This window comes from Nocardia sp. NPDC050710 (assembly GCF_040654375.1).
Taxonomy (GTDB): domain Bacteria; phylum Actinomycetota; class Actinomycetes; order Mycobacteriales; family Mycobacteriaceae; genus Nocardia.
The window spans coordinates 502,267-524,555 of the sequence record NZ_JBFAHV010000001.1; the positions used below are offsets into that span (position 1 = coordinate 502,267).

Sequence of the window (22,289 nt, forward strand, 5' to 3'; positions counted from 1 at the left end):
CGTCATGGCCGAACAATTCGTCGGTGCCGGCTGGAGCTTCTTTCCGCTGCGGACCGATTACACCGGGGCGATCGCGCTGGTAGGCGCAGAGCAGGAAATCAAGGAGAGCATCCGGCTGATCCTCGGCACGGCACCCGGAGAACGTCCGATGCGACCCGAATTCGGCTGCGCCATCCAAGAATTCGCCTTCGCACCGGCCGATGCCGCGACCGCGGGGCAGATCATATACGAGGTGCGGGCCGCACTGGAGCGGTGGGAACCGCGCATCGAGGTCGACAGCGTGCAGGTGCGCTTCGACGATATCGATTCGGGCACGCTCTACATCGATGTCCGGTACGGCATCCGCGGCCGCAACGACCCGCGCAATCTCGTCTTCCCGTTCTATGTCATCCCGCCCCACGCGGATTCCGACGATCCAGGAGGTGCGCCGTGACGCTACCCGCGCCCAACCTCGACGACCGCACCTTCCAGGGTCTGGTCGACGACGCGAAACGCTATGTGCAACAGCACTGTCCGGAGTGGAGCGACCACAACGTCTCCGATCCCGGTGTCACTCTCATCGAAACCTATGCGATGGTGGTCGATCAGCTGTTCTACCGGCTCAATCGGGTGCCGGACCGGCTGTATCTCAAATTCCTCGAACTGCTCGGTATCCAATTGTTCCCGCCGACCGCCGCCACGGTGCCGGTCACTTTCTGGCTGTCCGCACCGCGTGAGGAGGTGGTCTTCGTCTCGACCGGCACCCAGGCCGCCACCGATCGCACGGAGATCGATCGGACCGATCAATGGCGTACCGAGGCCATCGAACCCGTCGTCTTCGCGACGAACGCCGATCTGCCCATCGTGCCCTGCTCGCTGGCCGCGATCGGGACCGCCACCGCGGGCCGGTCGGTGATCGACCGCACCGACGAACTGAACACGGGTGCCGTATTCGGCTGCTTCTCCCCGGCCCCGCGGCCCGAGGACACGATGTATATCGGATTGTCGAATCCGGTGCCGTCGTGCGCGGTGGTGCTGCGGTTCGACTGCCGCGTCGAGGGCATCGGCGTCGATCCACGCCAGCCGCCGCTGGTCTGGGAGGCCTGGGATGGACGTCGCTGGGTCGGCTGCGAACTCGAACGAGACGACACCGGCGGACTCAACCGGCCCGGGGACGTCGTGCTTCATATTCCGCCCACGCATACGGCCTCGCCGATTCAGCGACGCACCGCGGGATGGTTGCGCTGCCGGGTGATTCCCGTGCAGCCGGGCCAGCCGCCCTACACCGCCGCACCGCGGATCTTCGCCGCCTCCGCCTTCACCATCGGAGGCACCGTCGACGCCTGCTACGCCGAAATCATCCGCGACGAGATCATCGGAATCTCCGAAGGCGTTCCGGCGCAGAAGTTCATGCTCGAGCAACGGCCGGTCGTCCGCGAGGCCGATGAGGAGGTCGTCGTCGAGGTCGCGGCCGGCAGCGGCTGGCAGATCTGGACCCGGGTCGAACATTTCGGTGAAAGCAATCCCGACGACCGGCACTTCACCCTCGATTCATGCTCCGGCACCGTCTCTTTCGGCCCGGCGGTGCGGCAGCCGGATGGATCGATCACCCGATACGGCGCGGTCCCGCCGAAGGGCGCGCCGATCCGGGTGCCGAGGTACCGCACCGGCGGCGGGCGACGCGGCAATGTGGCGCGCGGTACCGTTCGGGCGCTGCGCACTTCGCTGCCCTATGTGGCCCGGATCGAGAATCGCCGCCCCGGCTCCGGCGGCGTGGACGGCGAAACAGTGGAGAATGCGAAGCTGCGCGCACCGATGATGCTGCGCACCCGCGAACGCGCGGTCACCGCCAGGGATTACGAACTGCTCGCACGGGCCGCGTCACCGCGAGTGGCCCGTGCCCACTGCCTGACCGGCAATGATCCCGACGCCGCGGTGGTGCGGGTCCTCATCGTGCCCGAGATCGACAGCGATGCCACGGCGATGATGCCGTTCGAACGCCTGCAGCCGACCGACGAACTGCTGCACACTATTACGAGCTACCTGGACGAGCGGCGCATGATCGGTTCCCGGCTGATCGTCGAACCGCCGCGCTATCGCGGCGTGACCGTGGTCGCCGCCGTGCGGGCGCGTTCGACGAGTGATCCGTCTCGGGTGCACGCCCGCGCGCTCCACGCGCTCAACAGCTACCTGCATCCGGTGACGGACGGACCGGGCGGTGCCGGGTGGCCGTTCGGCAGGCCGGTGCAGGCGGGTGAGTTGTTCGCAGTACTACAGGGCGTCGACGGTGTCGAGCAGATCGATGACCTGATTCTGTTCCCGGCCGATCCGATCAATGGCACGCGCGGCGAAGCGGCACAACGAATTACCGTGCCGCCCAACGGTTTGGTGTACTCGTTCGAACATCAGATCAAGGTCACGTCATGACCAGAGGCACCGTCCCCGGCCTGCCGTCGGCGCATCCGCTCGGCGAATTGCTGCCGGGCATCTACCTGGATGACCCGTTCGTCCAGCGCTGGACCGCGGGAATGGACGAGATCCTGGCCCCGGTATTCCTGACCCTGGACGCGCTCGACGCCTACATCGATCCGGCACTGGCACCGGCGGATTTCCTCAGCTGGCTGGCGGGTTGGGTCGACGCCGAGACCGACGAGCAGTGGCCGTTGCCGCGGCTGCGCGCGGTGGTCGCGGCCGCCGTGGGGTTGCACGCGCGCCGAGGCGGTGTCGCCGCGCTGCGCGAACATATCCGGCGGGTCTGCGGCTGCGAGGTCGAGGTCATCGAAAGCGGCGCCGCACGCTGGTCACGCACTCCCGATACCCCACCCCCGGGAAATCCGAACCCGCAACTGACGGTGCGGGTTCCGGCCGACCGCTGGGATGAGGTCACCCGGTCGCGGATCGCGCGCGCGGTCGAGGCGATGTGCCCGGCCCACGTTCCGTTCGAACTGGTCCAGGCGCAACGGTGACCGGCTGCTCGGGTTGTACCCCCAGGTCCCGCAGCATGCCCGCGTAGTCGCGCCGGGTGTGTTCGGCCGCGGCCAGGTCACCGACCCGCTGATACGCCGAGATCAGCAGCCGCCATGCGCGATCCAGGTACGGGTCGAGCGTCAGGCCGCGTTGCAGCGCCTCGATCGCGGAGACGGCGTTACCCCGTCGCAACTCGAGTTCGGCCAATGTCGTCGCGGCCAGCGCCGCCTGTATCCGGAGCCGATCCCGTTCGGCCACCACCCATTCCGCGGGGCCGTCCGATGGCAGCAGATCGCCGCGATATTCGGCGAGAGCATCGGTGACGGCCCGATACACGCCGTCCTCGTCCCCGGCCTGCAGGGCGACCCGGGCCGCCTCGACCGCGGCGCCGAAGGTCACCACATCGGCCACGCTGTCGCCGGCCAGTACGATCGAGTACGTTTCGCCCTGCCGCACCAGCAGGGTCGACTTGCCCCGTTCGATTCCGGGTTGCAGGAATCGCCGCACCGACGACACCGTCACCTGCAGATTCTGCCGCGCCTGGGCCGTCGACAGATCCGGCCACAGCGCGGCGACCAGATCGTCCCGGTGCACCCAGCGACCAGCTCGCATCGACAGATACCGCAGGGTCATGCCCGCCCGCGGCCGCAGCGTGCGCCAGTCCAGCGCGGCACCGTCGACCGCTACCGAGAACGCGCCGAGGCAGCGCACCCGCAATTCGGCGTCGCCGGACGGGATCTCCATAACCACCGTCGTCGCCGACGGTTCCGCACCGCAAACCCGGTCGACCAGTGGCTGCGGCAATGGCATGCCGATCTCGGCCGCGAGCGCGCGGGCCGCGGCGAGCCGCCCCGCCGCCGCTGAGTCGGATCGGCCCGCACCGGCCAGCAATGCGATGACGCGAGCTCCCGGCACACCTACCTTCCGGGCGAAGGCTTCCGCCGGGGCGGGCAGGGAGTCGGCACCGGCATCGGCATCGGCCAGCGCCGCGAGCGCCGCGAAAGCCAGCGCCCACGCCTCGAGGGTGTCGGCGCGCAGTGCGACGCACCGTTCGACAACCGACCGCCAGAGCGGCGCCGATCGCTCGCCCGCGAGCAACGCTTGCAATGCCGCGACCCCGGCCGCGAAGGTGGCGCCCCACCGGTCGCCGATCGCGTCGGATTCGCCGACGACCTCGGTGGGGCCGCATACGGTGCCGAGCATCGTCAGCGCGCGGCATTGCCGCACCAGGATGCCCACTCCCGCCTGCTCCGCATCGCAGGCCAGATGCTCGATCCGGGTGCCCACATCCTCCCCGCACACCAGGGCCGCGAGCACCCCGGCGAACTGCTCCCAGAGATCGAGTAGCGGAGACGGCGGTGCCCCGACCGGCCATCGGGTCGGATGGTTGGCGTCGCGTATCCGGCCGGCCAGCAACAGCGCACAGGTGCGCACGAAATAGTCTCCGGCACCGCCGATATCGACCTCGACATAGTCCAGCGGACGGCGCATCGTCATGGCCCGCAGCCGATCCAGCCAGTGGAGTTCGGGCCGGGGCGGGGCATCGAGCCAGATATCGACGAGCCGCCGCTCCCTGGCGACCGAATCCCGGTGGTCCGGTTCGGTGAACAGCTGCTCGGCATGCCGGTAGTGCTGGGATCCGCGCCGCGGATCGCCCGCCGCCACCGCGCGCCGGGCGGTGGCGACGGACAGCCACGGATCCTGATCGACCACCGTGGTGGGCAGCCCCTCGCACCACACCGAACTCTGGGGGTCGCCGACCACCCGCGCGCCGTGGCTGCGCAGCAGCCTGGTAACCTCGCCCCAGCGTTCCGCGCGCGCGTACAACCGGGCCGCCTCCGCATGCGCCTGCTCCGCCTCGAGCTGTGCCGCTGCCCGCTCGCACCAGCGCGCCGCCGCGACCGCGCCCAGCTCCGTGCGCAGTGCGGACGCGAGATGCTGGCGCAGCACCTCGTGATAGCGGTAGCTGTGCCCGTCGTCGTCGGAACTCGTCAGCGCCTGACGTCTCTCCAGTTCGGCCAGCAGTACCGCCGAATCGGTGCGACCGAGCAGCCGGTCGCAGCGCGACGCCGTCACCGTCTCGAAAACATAGGTACGGCGCAGGAACTCACACAGCTCGGGCGGCAATTCGCCGAGCACCGTCTTGGCCAGGTAGCCCTGCAAATATCGGGACCGCCCGCTGAGGGCGTGGATTGCCGCACGCCGCCCACCGGCCCCTAGCGACTGGGTGCCGAGGTGGAACAGATGCAGTCCGGCCGCCCAGCCGTCGGTGTGGCGCGACAGCGCCGCCGCATCGTCGGGCGACAGTGGACGACCGTAGACGACGGCGAAGAGTTCCTCGACCTCCCAGCAGCGGAAGCGCAGATCGTCACCGGAGAGCAGGGCCACCCGCCCGATTTCGGCGCGCATCAGATTCATGGTGGGACGCACCCGCGTGCCGAGCACGATCCGCGGCCGGTCCGGCCCGCCGGTCGGCCCAGGCAGTGCGAACCGTTCGAAGGCCGACTCGGCGGGCCCACCGACGACGAAGTGGAAATCGTCCACGATCAGGGTGCGCGGTGCCGCCGCCGCGACCCCTTCCAGTCGTCTCATGAACCGGGTGGCGTCGATATCGTCCGGATCGGCCCGATACCAGGCGACGCCGTCCCCGTAGTCCGTGGCGTGCTGTTGCAACAGATGCGTCTTCCCGGAGCCCGCGGGCGCGATGACGACGGCGATATCGGCTTCGGACACCCGCCGCAGCAGCCGGGCCCGCGCAAGACCCGGACTGCCCGAGTTCGGGACAGGCGAGGAGCCGGACATCGACATCCGCGTCTCCTCCCATCCCCGCGTACAGACTTCTTGATTGTCCGATCGATGGGCGCGATGCAGATAGGTACTCGACTACCCAATTTCGGTAATTACGAACGGTCGAGGTACTCGCTAGCAAACCGGTCGGCCGACTAATGTGCGCGCAGCATCGGGTAGGGGTACGGAAAGGGCTTCGGGTGCGCTGACTTCAGTCCTGCTTCGAATCAGGGTCGGCGGCCGTGTACTTCGCGCCGAGTTCGCGGAATCGATCCATGGCTCGAGCGGCATACTGCTTGTCGTTGGAGCGGATCGCGAGCAGCGGCACGTAATCGTCGTCGGCGAGTTCCAGACGCGCCCAGGACTTTCGGTCCGGGAAGGAAACCCCGCGAATGTTCTTCCAGGCGAATTCGTTGTCGCCGAGGATGTTCCGTACGGAGACACCACGCGCGCCGACCCGCAACCGGGGCCGGGTCAGGGTGAGCACGGCGGCCGCGCCGAGCACACCGATACCGATCATCGCGACCTGGTCCGCGACCCGGAAGTTCACGCCGGTCGAGCCGGAGCGCAGCCAGATCCCGCCGATCGTGAAGGTGATGACGAGTACGGCCGCGACGATCCAGGCGGTCCTGACCGCGCGGCGCGGCCGCACCTCCAGTTCCCACTCCGGCTCGCCCGCACCGGAATCCGGTGAGGTACCGGTTCCACCTTGCGGGACGTCCCTTCGCCAGATACGGACGATAGGCAACCCGCGCTTCATCGAACCGCTACCCGATGCGCTCATCGCTAAGGGGACTGTCGCAGTGCTCGCAGGGTCAATGCGGCATCCAATGCCGCCGCGCAGGCCTGCTCGCCCTTGTCCTCGGCGGATCCGGGCAGTCCGGCGCGGTCCAGCGCCTGCTCCTCGGTATTGGTGGTCAGCACGCCGTTGGCCACGGGCGTCGCAGCGTCCAGTGAAACCCGGGTCAGCCCGGCGGTCACCGCGTCGCAGACATATTCGAAATGCGGTGTGCCGCCGCGGATCACCACGCCGAGCGCGACCACGGCATCATGGGTGCGGGCCAGCTCCTGCGCGACCACGGGCAGCTCCATCGCACCCGCGCAGCGCACGACGGTGACATTCTCGACCCCGGCCTCCTTGGCCACCCGCTCGGCATTCGCCACCAGGGTGTCGCAGATCTTCGTGTGCCAGCGCGAGGCCACGATGCCGAGCTTGAGGTCCTTGGCATCCGACAGCTCGAAGCTGGGTACGCCGGTGCCGCTCATCGGTTTCCGCCCTTTCGGTCCACGGTCAGCATTACTGTGCGGTCTCGCCGAGATCGAGCTCGTCCAGCCCGATCAGGTCGTGGCCCATCCGGTCCCGCTTGGTCCGCAGGTACCGGAGGTTCTCGGCGTTGGCGCGCAACGGCATCGGCACCCGCTCGGTAATGCGCAGGCCGTAGCCGTCCAGACCGACCCGCTTGGCCGGGTTGTTGGTGAGCAACCGCATCGAGCGGATGCCGAGATCGACCAGGATCTGGGCGCCGGTGCCGTAATCGCGCGCGTCGGCGGGCAGCCCGAGCTCGAGATTCGCGTCGACGGTGTCGTGACCGGAATCCTGCAGCTGGTAGGCCTGGAGCTTATGCATCAGGCCGATGCCGCGACCTTCGTGCCCGCGCATGTACAGCACGACGCCGCGGCCCTCGTTCGCCACCATTTCCAGCGCGGCGTCCAGCTGCGGGCCGCAGTCGCAGCGCAGCGAGCCGAACACATCGCCGGTCAGGCATTCCGAGTGCACCCGCACCAGTACGTCCTCGCCGTCGGTGATATCGCCGCGCACCAGTGCGACGTGTTCGACCTCGTCGTAGATGCTCTGATAGCCGACGGCCATGAACTCGCCGTGCGCGGTGGGGATCCGGGCCTCGGCGACACGGACGACCTGCTTTTCGTGCTTGCGCCGCCAGGCGATCATATCCGCGATGGAGATCAGCGCCAGGTCGTGCTCGTCGGCGAAGATACGCAGTTCCTCGGTGCGGGCCATATGGCCCTCATCCTTCTGGCTGACGATCTCGCAGATCACCCCCGCCGGGCGCAGACCCGCCATTCGGGACAGGTCGACCGCGGCCTCGGTGTGGCCGGGGCGGCGCAGCACGCCACCGTCCTTCGCGCGCAACGGGACCACGTGGCCCGGGCGGGTCAGATCGTCGGCCTTGGCGTTCGGATCGGCGAGCAGGCGCATAGTGGTGGCCCGGTCCGCGCCCGAGATGCCGGTGGTGATGCCTTCGCGGGCGTCGACCGACACGGTGTAGGCGGTGCCGTGCTTGTCCTGATTCTGGGCGTACATCGGTGGCAGACCGAGGCGATCGCAGTCGTCGCCGGTCAGTGGCACACAGATGTAACCGGAGGTGTAGCGAATCATGAATGCCACCAGCTCGGGGGTGGCCTTCTCGGCCGCGAAGATGAGGTCGCCCTCGTTCTCGCGGTCCTCGTCGTCGACGACGACGACAGCCTTACCGGCGGCGATGTCGGCGACTGCGCGCTCGATGGTGTCGAACCTGGTCACGTCTGTTGTGCTCCATCTCGAAATAGGTGCCTCACTACAGTAAGGCCTAGGCCGTGCGCCCCCGGCGGCGCACCCGGCGCCCGGCGGGTCAGCCGCGCTGTTGCAACCGCTCGACGTACTTGGCGATGACGTCTACTTCGAGGTTGACCTTGGTGCCGACCACGGCGGTGCCCAGATTGGTCATCGACAATGTGGTCGGGATCAGCGAAACCTCGAACCAGTCCCGATTGCCGTCCGCCGCGGGGTCGTCCGCGAGGCCGAGTCCGGAGACGGTCAGCGAGATTCCGTCGACGGTGATGGAGCCCTTCTCGACCACGTAGCGGGCAATGGTCTCGGGCAGCGAGATCCGCACCACCTCCCAGTTCTCCGAAGGGGTGCGCGAGAGTACGGTGCCGGTGCCGTCGACGTGGCCCTGCACCAGATGCCCACCGAGGCGGCTGTTGAGCGCTGCGGCGCGTTCCAGGTTCACCCGAGAGCCGATGTCGAGGCCGCCGATGCTGGAACGGTTGAGCGTCTCCTGCATCACGTCGACGGTGAAGGCGCCGTCGAGCACGTCGACGACGGTCAAGCAGACCCCGTTCACCGCGATCGAATCGCCGTGTCCGGCATCGGAGGTCACCAGCTTGCCCCTGATCGTCAGGCGGGCGGCGTCGGCCAACCGTTCGGTGGCGACGATCTCGCCCAGCTCCTCGACGATGCCTGTGAACATGCCTGACTCTCCCTGTCGCGTCGTACGTACGGTTGCGGAACAGTTGACACCCCGCCCGCTATTCCCGGCGGGTGCGGCGCTCGGTGCCCCCCCACCAGCGTAACGACGCCGAGTCGTAGGTGACCACGGCGGTTCCGTCCAGCGGTCGGTCGAAACCGCCGCTCGGCAATGCGAGCCCGAAGCGGACCACAGCGCGGGAAACCGGCGGCTCGACAAACGCCCGATACCGATTCAGCTAGAAATTCCATGCGGACATGAAGAATTTTCGCCGTTTACCTTCCGGCGATAATTGTTCAACCATATTTTCGATACCGCGCAGGTGAATTTCACTCGCGGCGACCAACATGGAACCCCTGGTAGTACCCATCCGGAACACGGATATACCAATTGCTTGCGCAGCAGCCGGAGCGGACGCAATATTGTTACGTAGCTGATTCCTATCGTTCAACTTCTGATCCGAGCAGTTCAGTGCGGAACTCTCCGACCCGGGGCCGGGCACGCCCCAGGAGTTCGACCCAGGGAAATCCACCACTCGAGGAAGTCAGAACAGCACAGTGGGTCAAATCAAGTTCGATACAGCTGGGGGTGCTGCGTGACCGCACTTGTCGATTCGACACTGGAAGTTCGCTGCGTCCAGTACCGACGCGAATTCCATATGCCGGCCTCGATCGATCCGACGTCGCGTCGCATCCTCCTCCATATCGGTACCCATTACGGCGCTATAACGATGCCCGCCGAACTCGGCGAACGGGTACAACAACGGCTCACCCAGGCGCAAATCGCCGCGCCGGTCGTTCATCATCCTCGGGCCAGACGCTGGACCTTCATTACCGGACCGGCACGGCCCGACACCCTGAGCACGGCCATCTCGGCCGAACTGTTCCGGCTGTACGCGACCGTGGCGTGCACCGGCAGCCAGGTCGTGCTGCCGTCACCGGACGATGAACGCACCGGCTATCGCACCTGGATCCAACCGCCGGAGAACGCGACGACGCTGCCACCGCTCAACGCGGTGATCGAGGCGACTCGCGCCCTCGGAAAGCTCGAACCCCGCGCGCTGTAACCGAATTCGACCGAACTCAACCGCGATGCGCGGCAGCCGAGCGACGCAAGTCCTCGACGGTGACCCCGGGGTCGGCCGTGTTGTAGACCGCGGATCCGGCGACGAAACAGTCGATCCCCGCCTCGGCGGCCTGCTCGATGGTGTCGGCGTTGATGCCGCCGTCGATCTCCACGATCAGGCGTAGCTCCCCCGCGTCCACCAGATTGCGCACAACCCGTGCCTTCTCCAGCACATGCGGGATGAACGACTGGCCACCGAAACCGGGCTCCACGCTCATCACCAGCAGCGTGTCGAAGTCCCGCAGGATTTCCAGATACGGCTCGATGGGCGTATTCGGCTTGACCGACAGGCCCGCCTTCGCCCCGGCCGCCCGGATATCGCGAGCCACCGCGACCGGATCGTCGGTCGCCTCGGCGTGGAAGGTCACGTTGTACGCGCCCGCCTCGGCATAGGGCGGCGCCCAACGAGCCGGATCCTCGATCATCAGGTGGCAGTCGAGCGGAATATCGGTGGCCTTCAACAGACTCTGCACCACCGGGAGGCCGAGCGTCAGATTCGGCACGAAGTGCGCATCCATCACATCGACATGCAGCCAGTCGGCACCGGATACCGCCCGGGCCTCGTCCGCGAGATGCGCGAAATCAGCGGACAGGATGGAGGGGGCGATCATCGGCTCGGCCGGGCGATAGAACGTCACATCGCGGGAGTGTACCGAGGACCGGATGTGCCCCGATACACAGGCGCGTGGCCACAAACACTGATTGCCCACGCCCGCGAATGGGTAGCCTTCACAGAGTGATCAATATTTCGGCGGAACAGGGGCTCTACAGCACCCCGGTGGAGATTCGGGTGGCCGCATCGGTCACACAGCTGCCCATCGTGCGCGGGCTCGCCGAAACTCTCGTCCTACTCAGCGATTTCACCCTGGACGAGGTGGCCGACATCCGGCTGGCGGTGGACGAGGTGTGCTCGACGCTGATCGCGATCTCGGCAGCGGGGACCAGCCTGCACTGCCGGTTCAGCATCGGCGAGAGCGAGCTGCACGTACACGTCAGCGGCATTGCGGCAATCGAAGGGTTACCGGACCAGCGCAGCTTCGGGTGGCATGTACTGCGCACCCTCACCGACGCTATCGAGGCGACACAGGCACCCTATGATTCAGCGGCTTCCGGATATCCGACGACGGTCGAGTTCCGTCGGGTCCGGGGGAAGGCGTAGTGGCGGACGAAGAGACCGTGTTCCAACCGGAATCCGAGGATGCCGAGCGGGAGCAGAAGGCCGAGACCGAGACCACCGACGAGGCGGAGGACGCCGAGGCCGTCGAGGAGGCCAGTGCGGCCACGGGCTACGACGATGTCGGCGCCCTATTCGAGCAGCTCGCCGACAGCAAACCCGGCAGCGCCGCACACAACGCGTTGCGCGCCGAACTGATCAGCCGCTGCATTCCGCTCGCGGACCACATCGCCCGCAAGTTCAGCGGACGCGGTGAGCCCTTCGACGATCTCACCCAGGTCGCCCGGGTGGGGCTGGTGCACGCGGTCGATCGGTTCGATGTGAGCCGCGGCTCCAACTTCCTGTCCTTCGCGGTGCCGACCATCATGGGCGAGGTGCGCCGGTATTTCCGCGACAACACCTGGGCCATGCGAGTCCCGCGGCGTGTCAAGGAGACTCACCTGCGCATCGGCGCCGCCATCGATTCACTCTCCCAGACGCTGGGCCGATCGCCGACGGCCAAGGAAATCGCCGCCGAACTCGAGGTCGACCCGGACGAAGTGACCCAGGCCGTCATCGCGGGTAATGCGTATCAGCCCAGCTCGATCGACGCCGCCTCACTCGGCCGCGATACCGAGGCCTCACTGCTGGACACCCTCGGCGAGGAGGAGTCGCAATTCGACCGGGTCGAGGAATACGTCGCGATCCGGCCCCTCCTGGCCGGGCTGCCGGAACGGGAACGGCGCATCCTCACCATGCGATTCTTCGAGTCCATGACGCAGACCCAGATCGCGCAGCAGATGGGCATCTCCCAGATGCACGTCTCGCGCATTCTCGCGAAGACGCTGGCCCGGCTGCGGGAATTGTCGCAGCGCGACTGAGCCGGGACCCGGTGCGGTTCAGCGGGATTGCTGTTCGCGCTGCTTACGCACCCTCGCGGGGGCGGCGAGCCACCAGGCCGCGTCGAGCAATTCGCGCAGTTGGTCCGGTGCCACCCGGTCCAGATCGATGAGGATGTACGGGTATCCGTCGTAGTGCGCGGTGGTGTAGAACGCGGGATCGCCCGAGGCGAGCAGCGCCATTTTCTCCTCGGTCTCGCACAGTAGCGCCAGGCCGCCCTCGGCCTCGTCGCGTAACCGCGCGAAACCCTTGCCGCCGACCTTCAACGCCGGGCTGCGCCACCAGGTGGACTCGGCGACCTCGGGGAGCTCGGTCGCCAGCGCGACCACCTGCTGCCAGGTAATAGTCATATGCCGAGTCTGCCCGGTCGGGACCGCGGCGGGCTTGGACGAATGGAATCGGATTCCCCGTCGGGGTGCCGGTGCCGACAGTTCGGCTTCGGCGATGCGTCCGGGCCGCCGACGACCCCTCCGGGAACGCCTGGACGAGAGCGTGCGGCGGCCCGACCGGCTCAGGGTTTGCGCAGGGCGGCCATGAACATCGCGTCGGTGCCGTGGCGATGGGGCCAGAGTTGGGCGCCGGGCCCGTCACCGATATCGGTGACGCCGGGGAGCAGGTCGCGGGTGTCGAGTTGGACGGCTCCGGTCCGGCGGACGAAATCGGCGACGATCGACACCGTTTCCGGGAGGTGCGGCGAGCAGGTCGAGTAGATCACGACACCACCGGGGCGCAGCAGATCCCATGCGGCGCTGAGCAATTCGCGTTGAAGCACGACCAGGTCGCGGACGTCGGCGGGGGTGCGGCGCCAGCGGGCCTCCGGTCTGCGGCGCAGCGCGCCCAAGCCGGTGCAGGGCGCGTCCACCAGGATTCGGTCGTAGCCGGGCGTCAGTCCACTATCCCTGCCATCCACCACGTGCACCTCGACCGGGAGGTCGCGGGTGGCCTTGCGGACCAGTTCGGCACGGTGCTCGGCGGGTTCGACGGCGTCGACGTGGAATTGATCGATCGCGGCGAGTGCGCCGAGCAGGGCCGCCTTGCCGCCGGGGCCGGCGCACAGATCCAGCCAGCGGCCCTGGTCCGGGCCTTCCAGCGGTGCTCGGGTGAGTGACAGTGCGACGAGCTGACTGCCCTCGTCCTGCACGGTGGCCAAGCCCTCGCGCACCGGGTCCAGCTTTCCGGGGTCACCACCCTCGAGGTACACCGCATACGGTGACCAGCGACCCTCCTCGCCACCGGTGAGCAGCGCCAGCTCTTCCGCGGTGATCTCGCCGGGACGCGCCACGAGATGGACGGCGGGCCGGGCGTCGTCGGCCGCGAGCAGATCATGTAGTTCACCGGCTCGCGCGCCGAGCGCATCCGCGAAGGCTTGCGCGATCCACACCGGATGCGCGAATTCGAACGCCAGTCGCCCGACCGGATCGGACGGGGCCAGCTTGTCCACCCATTCGTCGACCGTCTTCTCCCCGGCCCTGCGCAGTACCGCATTCACGAAACCGGCCTTGCCCGCACCGAATTCGGTGCGCGCCAGATCCACCGAGGTATCCACCGCCGCATGCGCCCCGATCCGGGTGCGCAGCAGTTGGTACACCCCGAGCCGCAACACGTCCAGCAGGGGACCGTCGATCTCCGCGACCGGCCGTCCCGCCCCGTCCGCGATCACCGCGTCGAGCAAGCCGAGTGAACGACTGGCGCCGTAGGCGAGTTCGGTCGCCAGCGCCGCATCCCGCCCGGAGAGCCCGCGCTCCCGAAGCAGGGTGGGCAGCACCAGATTCGCGTAGGCGTCGCGTTCCCGCACCGCCCGCAGCACATCGCGCGCGACCGATCGCACCGGATCGCCCGACCCCGACCCAGCGCGCCCCTTCCGCTCACGATCCTGCTGTCGCGCACCGCCTTTCGCCGACGAGCTGCCCTTCATCGACGAACCACGTCCGCCCGATCCCTGACCGGCCTGTCCACGACCGGCCGAGCGGGGCCCGGAATCGCCGGACCCGGCCCGACCCGCCCGCGCATCATCTCGACCACGCTGCCGCGCACCGGACTTCGCCGCCGCATCCCCCTGCCCACGTACCGGACGCCGCTCACCGCCCGACGCACTACCACCCTGCGATCGACCGGCACCGCCACTCGGGCCCCGATCCTCGCGATCCCGGCCACCACGCGATCCGGCGGCGGCATCCCGCTGCCATCCCGACCCGGCGCCCCGCCGGGCCGAGTCACCGGATGCCGACCCGTGATCCCGGGACGTTCCGCCCCAACGGTTCGACTCGTCTCGCGACGCCCCGCCCTGTCGTGGTGCCGAATCGCCGCGTCGGGCGCCGCTGCCCGAGTCATTTCGCGCCGAGCCGCCGCGCCGCTGCACCGAAGCACCCTGCGCACGCGGACCCTGACGCGACGGTCCGTCCTGCCGGCCGGTGCCCGGCCTCGCTCCCCGACCCGAGGCGGAATCACTCCGTGCGCCGGTGCGGCGCTCTCCCGAATCGTCCCCCGATGCCCCTGACTTGCGCTGTGTTGTCATATTCCACCGCTCTGGTCGGGTCCGGGGCGCATCGCCGCGGAGATCGTTGTCGCGCCACGGGCGTGGCGCGCCGAATCGCTCGCCTGCCGCCTTCCGTGTCGCCGGGGTCGAGCCATCGCGCGAGTTCTCCTGCTGCGCAGACCGTTTCGCGGACTGCGTACGAGCAAGCCAGCCGCCGTCGACCGAGCGGGCACCGGCCTTGCCGCGCGACGAACCACCGCTCGTCGCCGACCCGGACTCGGTACCCCGATCGGATGTTTCGAACCGTCGCGCACCGGTCCCCCGCGGGCCGTTGCGACGATCGCCCGCGGCGTGGTCCCGGCTATCGGGGCGCCGACTCATTCGACCACCGTTCCTGGCTGCAAGCGGGCGCCGCGCGCCCAGTCCAGCGCCGCCATCATCCGCTTACCTTGCGGCTGAACCTGGTCCAAGCGGACCGCGGTGGTCGCGGTGCCGACGAAGACGCCGGACTTGCGCACTTCGATGGCGCGTTCGGGCAGCACTTCCTCGACCATCGCGACCGGGCCGACCTTGAGGCGGATACCGCCGATCTCGGTCCACGCGCCAGGCGCCGGGGTGACGGCCCGGATGCGCCTGCTGATGGCCAGTGCGGGCTGATCCCACCGGATATGCCCGTCCTCGGCGACCACCTTGGGTGCGTAGGAGACCCCCTCGGTGGACTGCGGGATCGCCTGCAGCGTTCCGTTCTCCACCCCGTCCAGGGTGGTTTCCAACAGGTGGGCGCCGGTTCCGGCGAGCCGGTCGAGCAGTGTGCCCGCGGTATCGGTCACCGCGACCTTCTCGGTCACGACCCCGAAGACCGGCCCGGTGTCCAGGCCCGCCTCGATCTGGAAGGTGGAGGCGCCGGTGATCTCGTCGCCCGCGTCGATCGCGGCCTGCACCGGCGCCGCGCCGCGCCAGGCGGGCAGCAGCGAAAAGTGCAGGTTGATCCACCCGAAGCGGGGAATGTCGAGTACCGGCTGCGGCAGCAGCGCGCCGTAGGCGACCACCGGGCAGCAGTCGGGCGCCAATTCGGTGAGCTGCGCGATGAATTCGGGATCGGACGGGCGACGCGGCGTCAGCACCGGAATACCCGATTCGTCGGCGAGCCTGCCGACGGGCGAACGGGTCACCTTGCGACCGCGGCCGGCGACGGCGTCGGGCCGGGTCACCACGGCGACCACCTCGTGGCGCGATTCGAGCAGGCGCCGCAGCGAGGGCACCGCGGGCTCGGGCGTACCCGCGAAGACGATGCGCATCAGCGACCCCGTCCGAACGGTCCGGCCTGGCCCGCGCCCAGGGCGCGTGAACTGCGCACCGTGACGCCCGCGGTGAACCAATCGGACTCGCGAATGGTGCGCTTGGCCTCCTTGCGGGACGCCGGATCCAGCCGGTCGATGAACAACACCCCGTCCAAGTGGTCGTATTCGTGCTGGACGCACCGGGACAGCAGCCCTTCGGCCTCGAACTCCACCGGAGCGCCGGTCATATCGAACCCCGAGGCCCGCACCCGCAGGGCCCGCCGCGTGTCGTAGCGCAGGCCGGGAATCGACAGGCAGCCCTCGGGCCCGACCTGTTCCTCGTCGCCGACCACCTCGTAGGCCGGGTTCACCAGGTGCCCCGCCGCGTCACCGGTGTCGTAGACGAAGACCCGCAGCCCCACCCCGATCTGCGGCGCCGCCATCCCGACCCCGCCGTCGTCGTGCATGGTGTCGATCAGGTCGGTGACCAGCTGACGCAGCTCACGATCGAATTCGGTGACCTCGGCCGCACGGGCACGCAGGATCGGATCGCCGAACAGGCGAACGGGCTGAATGGTCACGGCAGCTCCCGGAAGCGGTTGAACAGGGTCATCTCGGAAAGAGGTCGTCTCATTCTAGAGAGCGACGCCGATCACCCGGATGTCCCCGATACCGGGGCACAATGCTGGTAGAAATCGAATGCGGTCCGGGCGGGGTGTCGACACCTCCGCCCGGCCGCCCGGAAACGACCTGGTCAGCGACCCTGGTTTGTCTCTGCTGTTCACTTGCCGAACGGCACATCGCGGCGGACCAACGACACGAGGATCTGGTGGTGATTCGCAGTGACCGCATCCCATGGTGAACCGCGGCGCATTACCTACACCGCGGACGGTCCGGCACTGGTCGAAGGCCCGGTGGAGCTGGTGACCGCGGACGGTCGCACCATACGGTGCGACCGATTCACCGTGGCCCTGTGTCTGTGTCGCCGATCGAAGCTCTTCGCGCTATGCGATACCAGCCGATCCGCTCGGCAAGACCCTCAACCGCACGCGAGACGTCGTTGCCCTTTTCCGCAACGCCCGCGGCGGGCTCTGTTGCAGGCGCTTCCTATGTTGTCGACGGTGGAATACTGCTCATGGGTCCGCAATCAGGCCAGCTGATCAGCAACGAATGGCGTCAACCGTAGACATATCCGATATCCGTGCCTGCGCACGGAACGTCAGCTGTAGTTACCAGAGGGATCAACCATGACTAATCTGCCTTCCGCATTCGTGAAGAGCGCGTTCGATGTTGCCGCAAGGGTTCGGCACGCACGAGTCCTATATCCCGTGGGAATCCGGCTGTCCGGCCGATTACACGCCGAGACGCGATACGAGTCGCTGTTCGGCGCGGGTGAGCGGGCCGTCATCGCCCGGCTGTCCAAAGCAACCGGAACCCCAGCCGGGGTGCCGGATGTACTCGGGCTCGCCTTCCGAGTGCTCGATCGAAACAACCAACCGTGGGACTTCACGCTTACGACCACGGGCACGGGTTTCATCGGCAGGTTCGTGATCACCGTGGCACGGGGGTGGGACAGCGCTCGGTACGGCGCGCTGCTGCCGTACCGCCTCGGGGACTCCGGCCTGACCTGGGTGTTCGCCGAGCCTGATGCGAGCCAGCCAGATACAGCGTCGCTCAAGGCGATGATCCGGCACCTACACGATCACCAGATCACCTTCGAACTGACCGCCAGAGGGACAGACGGAGGGCAGGACAAGATCGGTGAACTGACACTGCATCGAGCGGACACTGCCGATTACCGAACCGACTTCTTCGACCCTATGCTCAACCATCCCGAGGGTGTCGTCCTCATGCCTGCGGCACTCAGCAAGATCCGTGAAATGTCCTACCTCGGCAGCAGGCGTGGCCGTGGCGAAGTAACCTGAGCAGCCCGACCACATAAGCTGTGCCGCATCGGATTCGGTCGAATTCGGCTGCAAATAAGGGGTAATTCGGCGGATCGAATACCGCCGCAACACCGTCGATCTCCCACTCCGATAAACAGGGGTGTACATCTCTGACCCCGAGGCGTCTACTGAAATATGCAGGGCATCGGGTCGATCATCGTGGCTTTGCTCTTCCCGTGGCTGTGGTTGGGTGGGCGTAATGACCGGTGCTGGCATTCCGCACACGATCGATAGCAAACCCGGGAGGCCAGGCAGGTACCGTCCGGGCTGAACGCCACATCGATCACCACGTCGGTGTGACCGGTGAGCGGGTCACCGACCGGCTCACCCGTGGCCGGATCCCACAACCGCACGGTCTTGTCCCGGCTGGCGGAGGCCAGCCGGGTACCGTCCGGGCTGAACGCCACTCCCAGAACCGCGTCGGTGTGGCCGGTGAGCGGGGTACGAACTTGCTGCGCAGGCCTTCGGCCGAACGCCAAGCGGGCATCTACCAACGCGCCAGACGCCTGCCACAGCGGAGCCGGTGTCACCCGAGTGCTCTCCGCGGCCAGAGCAACAGCAAGAGCGCCATTGCTGGCTGCGACATCGCGGGAAGCTGACGCCAGAACGAGAGCTAGCGCCTCGTTACGTTGACGTACCGCCTCGTGTTGTCGAAGTATCGCTATTTGGCCTTGCTGGAAAGCGTGCGTGGCCAAAAGCAGTGCGAGCACGGTCAGCAGGACCAGTCCGGCAATGGCGGCGCGTCGCATCCGCCGGAAGCGACGTTGCTCCCGCAGATCCTCACTGGCCAGCTCGTACTTGGGTTTACCGTGGATCGGGGCGGCCAGGTCGGTGGCCTTCTCCCGGAACATCGGCGCGGCGGGATCCCACGGCGCATCCTCGCTGACATCGACGTAGAACGGTCCGGTAGTGAGGACCCCCGGCCGAGTCAGCACCGGCAGGGCGACATCGGACCGCTCCGGATCGAACCTTCCCGTGGCTTCGTCCCAAGTGAGACATCCCTCTACAAGGACACCGCCCGAGGAATTTCGGCTGTCGATTTCAGCGTCGGCGGCCGGGCGAGGGCCTGGTGGCAGGGTGCCGGTCAGGAGGATGGCGGGCGAGCCGTGCGCGCCCGGCCGGACGTCTTTCGCTTTTCGATGGCGGCGAACTGCCGTTCCAGACCGTCGAGGCATGCGGTCAACGCCAACTCGAAACTGTCGGAGTCGATTTCGTCGGCCTTGCCGGGCAGCAGATGCGCCTGCTCCAGATTCGGGTACCGGTCCCGGTATACCTTCGCGTCCTCGATGAATCCCCGGGAGAACGATCCGACTGTCGACCCGAGCACCAGGAATCGGGCGGAGGCGCCGATCATCGTGGCGTAGCGCGGCGGCCAGCCCGCGCGGACCAGCCCGCCGTGCACAGCATTGGCGGCGCGAAGTGCCTCGTCGCGGCGACCCGGTCCAGAAGTAGCCAGGTACGGCACGAAATTCGGGTGCGCGGCGAGGGCGGCCCGGAAAGACCGCGCCCACGAGACGAGCGCGGGTCGCCAGTCCTCGCTTTCGAAGGCGGAGGCATCCACCTGGCTCATGATCACGTGCGCGATCTCGTCGAGCAGATCGTCCTTGGTCGGATAGTGCCCGTACAACGAGGCCGCCTGCACACCCAGCTCGGTCGCCAGCTTCCGCATCGTCAGCTCCGACAGACCTTCCCGGTCGATCAGCGCCAGTGCCGACTCCCGGATGCGCTCACGGCTCAGCAGCGGCACCCGTGGCCTACCCACTCCACACCTCCTCGATCCGGATCCCGCCCGCGGCGTCGGTCAAACCTACCACCGGCGCACCCGGAGCCTTGTAAACCGAACACCGTTAGGATACCGTCGCCTGTCGTAAACCTAACGCCGTTTGGTTAAGGAGCGGAAGGGATGGATTTCGAACGGGGCGACGCCCCTCGCGACCTGCGCGATCCGGTGCGTGCGGGCGGCTGCGCAGCTCCCCGGCAGCGCCTCGTTCAGCACCGGCCGAACCATCCACGCCGACGGCGGACGTCGGCTCCGATCCAGCACCGATAAGGAAAGTTTCATGCGCAGAACCGTTTTCGACGCCGATCACGAGGCATTCCGTGACACGATCCGGGCGTTCATCGAATCCGAGGTCGTACCCGATTACGACAAGTGGTACGAGGCGGGCATCGTGCCCCGCGACCTCTACTACAAACTCGGCGAACTCGGCGTCTTCGGCATCGAGGTACCCACCGAATACGGCGGGGCGGGTATCGAATCCTTCAAATTCCAGGCGGTGATCACCGAGGAACTCGCCCGGGCGGGGGTTTCCTTCGGCGGCTCCAGTGTGCATGTCGCGCTGTGCCTTCCGTATCTACAGACCTATGCGACCCACGAACAGAAGCAGCGTTGGCTGCCCGGCTTCGTGAGCGGCGAGACCATGTTCGCCATCGCCATGACCGAACCGGGAACGGGTTCCGATCTGGCCGGAATGCGTACCACCGCGAAACTCGCCGACGATGGTTCGCACTATGTGCTCAACGGCGCGAAAACCTTCATCACCGGCGGTGTCCATGCCGACCGGGTCATCGTTTGTGCTCGCACCGCACCACCTCGCGACGACGACCGCCGCTACGGCATCTCGCTGCTGGTCGTGGATACGACGTCGCCCGGCTATCAGGTGGGCCGCAAACTCGACAAGTTGGGTCTGAGGGTCTCCGACACTGCCGAGCTGACCTTCACCGATGTGCGGGTTCCGGTACAGGACCGGCTCGGCGATGCGCACGAAGGTTTTTCCTATCTCGGACAGAACCTGCCGCAGGAACGGCTGAGCATCGCGGCGGGCGCCTACGCCCAAGCCAAGGCGGCCGTGCGATTCGCCGAACAGTACACCCGGGACCGGGCCGTCTTCGGCAAGTCCGTCGCGAGCTTCCAGAACACCAAATTCGAGCTGGCGACCTGCCGGTCGCAGGTCGACGCCGCCGAGGCGGTCGTCGATCGCGCCCTGGAAGCACACGACCGCGGCGAACTGTCAGCGGCGGATGCGGCGTCGGCGAAGCTGTTCTGCACCGAAACCGCCTCCAGTGTCATCGACAGGTGTCTGCAACTGCACGGCGGCTACGGATACATCAACGAGTACCCGATCGCGCGCCTGTACGCCGATAGCCGCGTCAATCGCATCTACGGCGGCACCAGCGAGGTAATGAAGATGATCATCGCCAAGGACATGGGCCTGTAGGGGTGGCGCGGATGACCACGGCATATCTCGTTGCCGGAGTGCGGACGCCGTTCGGCCGCTATGGCGGAGCGCTCGCCACGGTGCGGCCGGACGATCTCGCCGCGCACGTCATCGGCGAACTGGTACAGCGACTTCCGACGGTCGACTGGGGTGCTGTCGACGACGTGATCCTCGGTTGCGCGAATCAGGCAGGCGAGGACAACCGCAATATCGCACGCATGGCGGCACTGCTGGCCGGGCTGCCGGTCGACGTACCGGGTAGCACCGTGAACCGGCTGTGCGGATCGGGACTGGACGCGATCGCGGGCGCCGCCCGCGCCATCCGGGCCGGTGATGCCGATCTGATCGTCGCGGGCGGTGTGGAGAGTATGAGCCGGGCACCGTTCGTCATGGCGAAAGCCGATGCGGCATGGTCGCGTTCGAACGAAATATTCGACACCACGATAGGCTGGCGATTCGTCAATCCGCGGATGCGCGAGAAATACGGCACCGATTCGATGCCGGAAACCGCGCAGATCGTGGCCGAGGAATACGGCATCGACCGCGCCGACCAGGACGGGTTTGCCGTACGGTCACAGCAACGAGCCGCCGTCGCCCAGCGCACCGGTCGGCTGGCGCGGGAGATCGCTCCGATCACCGTGTCCCAGCGCAAGGGCGATGCGGTAGTCGTGGCAGCGGACGAACATCCACGATCGACGTCACTCGAGGCATTGGCGGGACTTCGGCCGGTGGTCGCCGGTGGCACCATTACCGCGGGCAATTCCTCCGGGGTCAACGACGGCGCGGCAGCGGTTCTCGTCGCGTCCGAACAAGCCGTCGAACGCTACGGCCTCACACCGCTGGCCCGCATCGGGGCCGCGGTCGCCGCCGGGGTGCCGCCGCGTGTGATGGGTATCGGCCCGGCCCCCGCAACCGGCATGTTGCTCGCTCGAATGGGACGGCGCATCGGCGAGATCGACGTCCTGGAAATCAACGAAGCCTTCGCAGCGCAATCACTCGCGGTGCTGCGTCAGCTCGGCCTGCCGGACAACGCCGAACATGTCAACCCCAATGGCGGGGCCATCGCCCTCGGTCATCCTCTGGGCGCCAGCGGCGCCCGCCTGGCCCTCACCGCCGCACTCGAACTCGCCGAACGCGGAGCCCACCGCGCGATCGCCACCATGTGTATCGGCGTCGGCCAGGGCATCGCCGTCTCGATCGAACGTTAGGA

At 67.6% G+C, this 22,289-nt stretch carries 21 protein-coding genes and 1 pseudogene; 10 read left to right on the forward strand and 12 right to left on the reverse strand.

The features are described 5' to 3' along the window. Positions 1–4 precede the first annotated feature (4 nt). Genes AB0H61_RS02290 through AB0H61_RS02300 form a run of 3 tightly spaced genes read left to right on the forward strand, consistent with a single transcriptional unit; the run spans position 5 to position 2,945 of the window. The gene (locus AB0H61_RS02290) at positions 5–433 is read left to right on the forward strand and encodes a GPW/gp25 family protein (protein ID WP_357298168.1); all 429 of its coding nucleotides are present in this window, start codon (positions 5–7) and stop codon (positions 431–433) included. After that, the gene (locus AB0H61_RS02295) at positions 430–2,406 is read left to right on the forward strand and encodes a putative baseplate assembly protein (RefSeq protein WP_357298170.1); all 1,977 of its coding nucleotides are present in this window, start codon (positions 430–432) and stop codon (positions 2,404–2,406) included. The genes AB0H61_RS02290 and AB0H61_RS02295 overlap by 4 nt, the downstream gene beginning before the upstream one ends. Continuing rightward, entirely contained in the window at positions 2,403–2,945 is a 543-nt protein-coding gene (locus AB0H61_RS02300) for a phage tail protein (protein WP_357298172.1), read from the forward strand. Before AB0H61_RS02295 ends, AB0H61_RS02300 begins: the two co-directional genes overlap by 4 nt. Here AB0H61_RS02300 and AB0H61_RS02305 read toward each other — a convergent pair. From AB0H61_RS02305 to AB0H61_RS02325, 5 genes are all read right to left on the reverse strand, one after another. Beyond that, positions 2,863–5,754 (reverse strand): BTAD domain-containing putative transcriptional regulator, encoded by a 2,892-nt coding sequence (locus AB0H61_RS02305; protein ID WP_357298175.1) that lies wholly within the window; start codon positions 5,752–5,754, stop codon positions 2,863–2,865. The two genes, AB0H61_RS02300 and AB0H61_RS02305, sit on opposite strands and share 83 nt — an antisense overlap. 190 nt (positions 5,755–5,944) lie before the next feature. Beyond that, complete coding sequence (locus AB0H61_RS02310; RefSeq protein ID WP_357298177.1) at positions 5,945–6,517, reverse strand: PH domain-containing protein; 573 nt, start codon at positions 6,515–6,517, stop codon at positions 5,945–5,947. A 2-nt stretch (positions 6,518–6,519) separates the two neighbouring features. Further along, the gene (ribH, locus tag AB0H61_RS02315; RefSeq protein WP_357298180.1) at positions 6,520–6,999 is read right to left on the reverse strand and encodes a 6,7-dimethyl-8-ribityllumazine synthase; all 480 of its coding nucleotides are present in this window, start codon (positions 6,997–6,999) and stop codon (positions 6,520–6,522) included. 31 nt (positions 7,000–7,030) lie between these two features. Next, positions 7,031–8,275: a bifunctional 3,4-dihydroxy-2-butanone-4-phosphate synthase/GTP cyclohydrolase II gene (locus AB0H61_RS02320; protein WP_357298182.1), complete on the reverse strand. Its 1,245-nt coding sequence runs from the start codon at positions 8,273–8,275 to the stop codon at positions 7,031–7,033. 88 nt (positions 8,276–8,363) lie between these two features. Further along, positions 8,364–8,984 (reverse strand): riboflavin synthase, encoded by a 621-nt coding sequence (locus AB0H61_RS02325; RefSeq protein WP_357298184.1) that lies wholly within the window; start codon positions 8,982–8,984, stop codon positions 8,364–8,366. Positions 8,985–9,576: 592 nt separating this feature from the next. Here AB0H61_RS02325 and AB0H61_RS02330 point away from each other — a divergent pair. After that, a complete protein-coding gene (locus AB0H61_RS02330) occupies positions 9,577–10,047 on the forward strand; it encodes a hypothetical protein (RefSeq protein WP_357298186.1) in 471 nt (156 codons plus the stop codon). A gap of 16 nt (positions 10,048–10,063) precedes the next feature. Here the strand turns inward: AB0H61_RS02330 and rpe are convergent, their stop codons facing one another. Further along, the gene (gene rpe, locus AB0H61_RS02335) at positions 10,064–10,717 is read right to left on the reverse strand and encodes a ribulose-phosphate 3-epimerase (RefSeq protein WP_357299816.1); all 654 of its coding nucleotides are present in this window, start codon (positions 10,715–10,717) and stop codon (positions 10,064–10,066) included. Between the two features lie 125 nt (positions 10,718–10,842). Between rpe and AB0H61_RS02340 the strand changes: the two genes are divergently transcribed. Beyond that, entirely contained in the window at positions 10,843–11,265 is a 423-nt protein-coding gene (locus AB0H61_RS02340) for an anti-sigma factor (protein ID WP_357298189.1), read from the forward strand. Then, positions 11,265–12,140: an RNA polymerase sigma factor SigF gene (locus AB0H61_RS02345; RefSeq protein ID WP_357298191.1), complete on the forward strand. Its 876-nt coding sequence runs from the start codon at positions 11,265–11,267 to the stop codon at positions 12,138–12,140. Before AB0H61_RS02340 ends, AB0H61_RS02345 begins: the two co-directional genes overlap by 1 nt. An 18-nt stretch (positions 12,141–12,158) precedes the next feature. Here AB0H61_RS02345 and AB0H61_RS02350 read toward each other — a convergent pair whose 3' ends face one another. The 4 genes from AB0H61_RS02350 to def all read right to left on the reverse strand — a co-directional run bounded on the left by AB0H61_RS02350 (position 12,159) and on the right by def (position 16,496). After that, positions 12,159–12,509: an MmcQ/YjbR family DNA-binding protein gene (locus AB0H61_RS02350; protein WP_357298193.1), complete on the reverse strand. Its 351-nt coding sequence runs from the start codon at positions 12,507–12,509 to the stop codon at positions 12,159–12,161. 161 nt (positions 12,510–12,670) lie between these two features. Continuing rightward, positions 12,671–14,074 carry a transcription antitermination factor NusB gene (locus tag AB0H61_RS02355; protein WP_357298195.1) on the reverse strand — a complete coding sequence of 468 codons (1,404 nt, stop codon included), beginning with the start codon at positions 14,072–14,074 and terminating at the stop codon, positions 12,671–12,673. 938 nt (positions 14,075–15,012) lie between these two features. Beyond that, positions 15,013–15,933, reverse strand: coding sequence for a methionyl-tRNA formyltransferase (gene fmt, locus AB0H61_RS02360; protein ID WP_357298198.1), 921 nt, complete (start codon positions 15,931–15,933; stop codon positions 15,013–15,015). Then, a complete protein-coding gene (gene def, locus AB0H61_RS02365) occupies positions 15,933–16,496 on the reverse strand; it encodes a peptide deformylase (RefSeq protein ID WP_357298200.1) in 564 nt (187 codons plus the stop codon). The genes fmt and def overlap by 1 nt, the downstream gene beginning before the upstream one ends. Before the next feature lie 291 nt (positions 16,497–16,787). On the opposite strand from def, the pseudogene AB0H61_RS02370 reads away from it, so the two are divergent. After that, positions 16,788–16,934 (forward strand): annotated as a pseudogene (locus AB0H61_RS02370) (CDGSH iron-sulfur domain-containing protein); the annotation flags it as partial. Between the two features lie 228 nt (positions 16,935–17,162). Then, complete coding sequence (locus AB0H61_RS02375) at positions 17,163–17,840, forward strand: phosphodiesterase (RefSeq protein ID WP_357298203.1); 678 nt, start codon at positions 17,163–17,165, stop codon at positions 17,838–17,840. Positions 17,841–17,986: 146 nt separating this feature from the next. On the opposite strand, the gene AB0H61_RS02380 is transcribed toward AB0H61_RS02375, so the two are convergent. Both AB0H61_RS02380 and AB0H61_RS02385 read right to left on the reverse strand, forming a co-directional pair. Then, positions 17,987–18,796 carry a hypothetical protein gene (locus AB0H61_RS02380; RefSeq protein WP_357298205.1) on the reverse strand — a complete coding sequence of 270 codons (810 nt, stop codon included), beginning with the start codon at positions 18,794–18,796 and terminating at the stop codon, positions 17,987–17,989. Between the two features lie 149 nt (positions 18,797–18,945). Further along, complete coding sequence (locus AB0H61_RS02385) at positions 18,946–19,623, reverse strand: TetR family transcriptional regulator (protein ID WP_357298207.1); 678 nt, start codon at positions 19,621–19,623, stop codon at positions 18,946–18,948. 298 nt (positions 19,624–19,921) lie between these two features. Here AB0H61_RS02385 and AB0H61_RS02390 point away from each other — a divergent pair, with 298 nt between their 5' ends. Beyond that, positions 19,922–21,079, forward strand: coding sequence for an acyl-CoA dehydrogenase family protein (locus AB0H61_RS02390; protein ID WP_357298209.1), 1,158 nt, complete (start codon positions 19,922–19,924; stop codon positions 21,077–21,079). An 11-nt stretch (positions 21,080–21,090) separates the two neighbouring features. Beyond that, positions 21,091–22,287, forward strand: a complete 1,197-nt coding sequence (gene pcaF / locus AB0H61_RS02395) for a 3-oxoadipyl-CoA thiolase (protein ID WP_357298212.1) — start codon at positions 21,091–21,093, stop codon at positions 22,285–22,287. Positions 22,288–22,289: the final 2 nt, after the last annotated feature.

Excerpts from the sequence above, each read along its gene's own strand:
- AB0H61_RS02305 (WP_357298175.1), bottom strand. The coding sequence starts at position 5,754 with ATGTCGATGTCCGGCTCCTCGCCTGTCCCGAACTCGGGCAGTCCGGGT.
- fmt (WP_357298198.1), bottom strand. The coding sequence starts at position 15,933 with ATGCGCATCGTCTTCGCGGGTACGCCCGAGCCCGCGGTGCCCTCGCTG.
- AB0H61_RS02355 (WP_357298195.1), bottom strand. The coding sequence starts at position 14,074 with ATGAAGGGCAGCTCGTCGGCGAAAGGCGGTGCGCGACAGCAGGATCGT.
- AB0H61_RS02290 (WP_357298168.1), top strand. The coding sequence starts at position 5 with ATGGCCGAACAATTCGTCGGTGCCGGCTGGAGCTTCTTTCCGCTGCGG.
- AB0H61_RS02350 (WP_357298193.1), bottom strand. The coding sequence starts at position 12,509 with ATGACTATTACCTGGCAGCAGGTGGTCGCGCTGGCGACCGAGCTCCCC.
- AB0H61_RS02300 (WP_357298172.1), top strand. The coding sequence starts at position 2,403 with ATGACCAGAGGCACCGTCCCCGGCCTGCCGTCGGCGCATCCGCTCGGC.
- AB0H61_RS02325 (WP_357298184.1), bottom strand. The coding sequence starts at position 8,984 with ATGTTCACAGGCATCGTCGAGGAGCTGGGCGAGATCGTCGCCACCGAA.
- AB0H61_RS02310 (WP_357298177.1), bottom strand. The coding sequence starts at position 6,517 with ATGAGCGCATCGGGTAGCGGTTCGATGAAGCGCGGGTTGCCTATCGTC.
- pcaF (WP_357298212.1), top strand. The coding sequence starts at position 21,091 with ATGACCACGGCATATCTCGTTGCCGGAGTGCGGACGCCGTTCGGCCGC.
- ribH (WP_357298180.1), bottom strand. The coding sequence starts at position 6,999 with ATGAGCGGCACCGGCGTACCCAGCTTCGAGCTGTCGGATGCCAAGGAC.
- AB0H61_RS02375 (WP_357298203.1), top strand. The coding sequence starts at position 17,163 with ATGACTAATCTGCCTTCCGCATTCGTGAAGAGCGCGTTCGATGTTGCC.
- rpe (WP_357299816.1), bottom strand. The coding sequence starts at position 10,717 with ATGATCGCCCCCTCCATCCTGTCCGCTGATTTCGCGCATCTCGCGGAC.
- AB0H61_RS02390 (WP_357298209.1), top strand. The coding sequence starts at position 19,922 with ATGCGCAGAACCGTTTTCGACGCCGATCACGAGGCATTCCGTGACACG.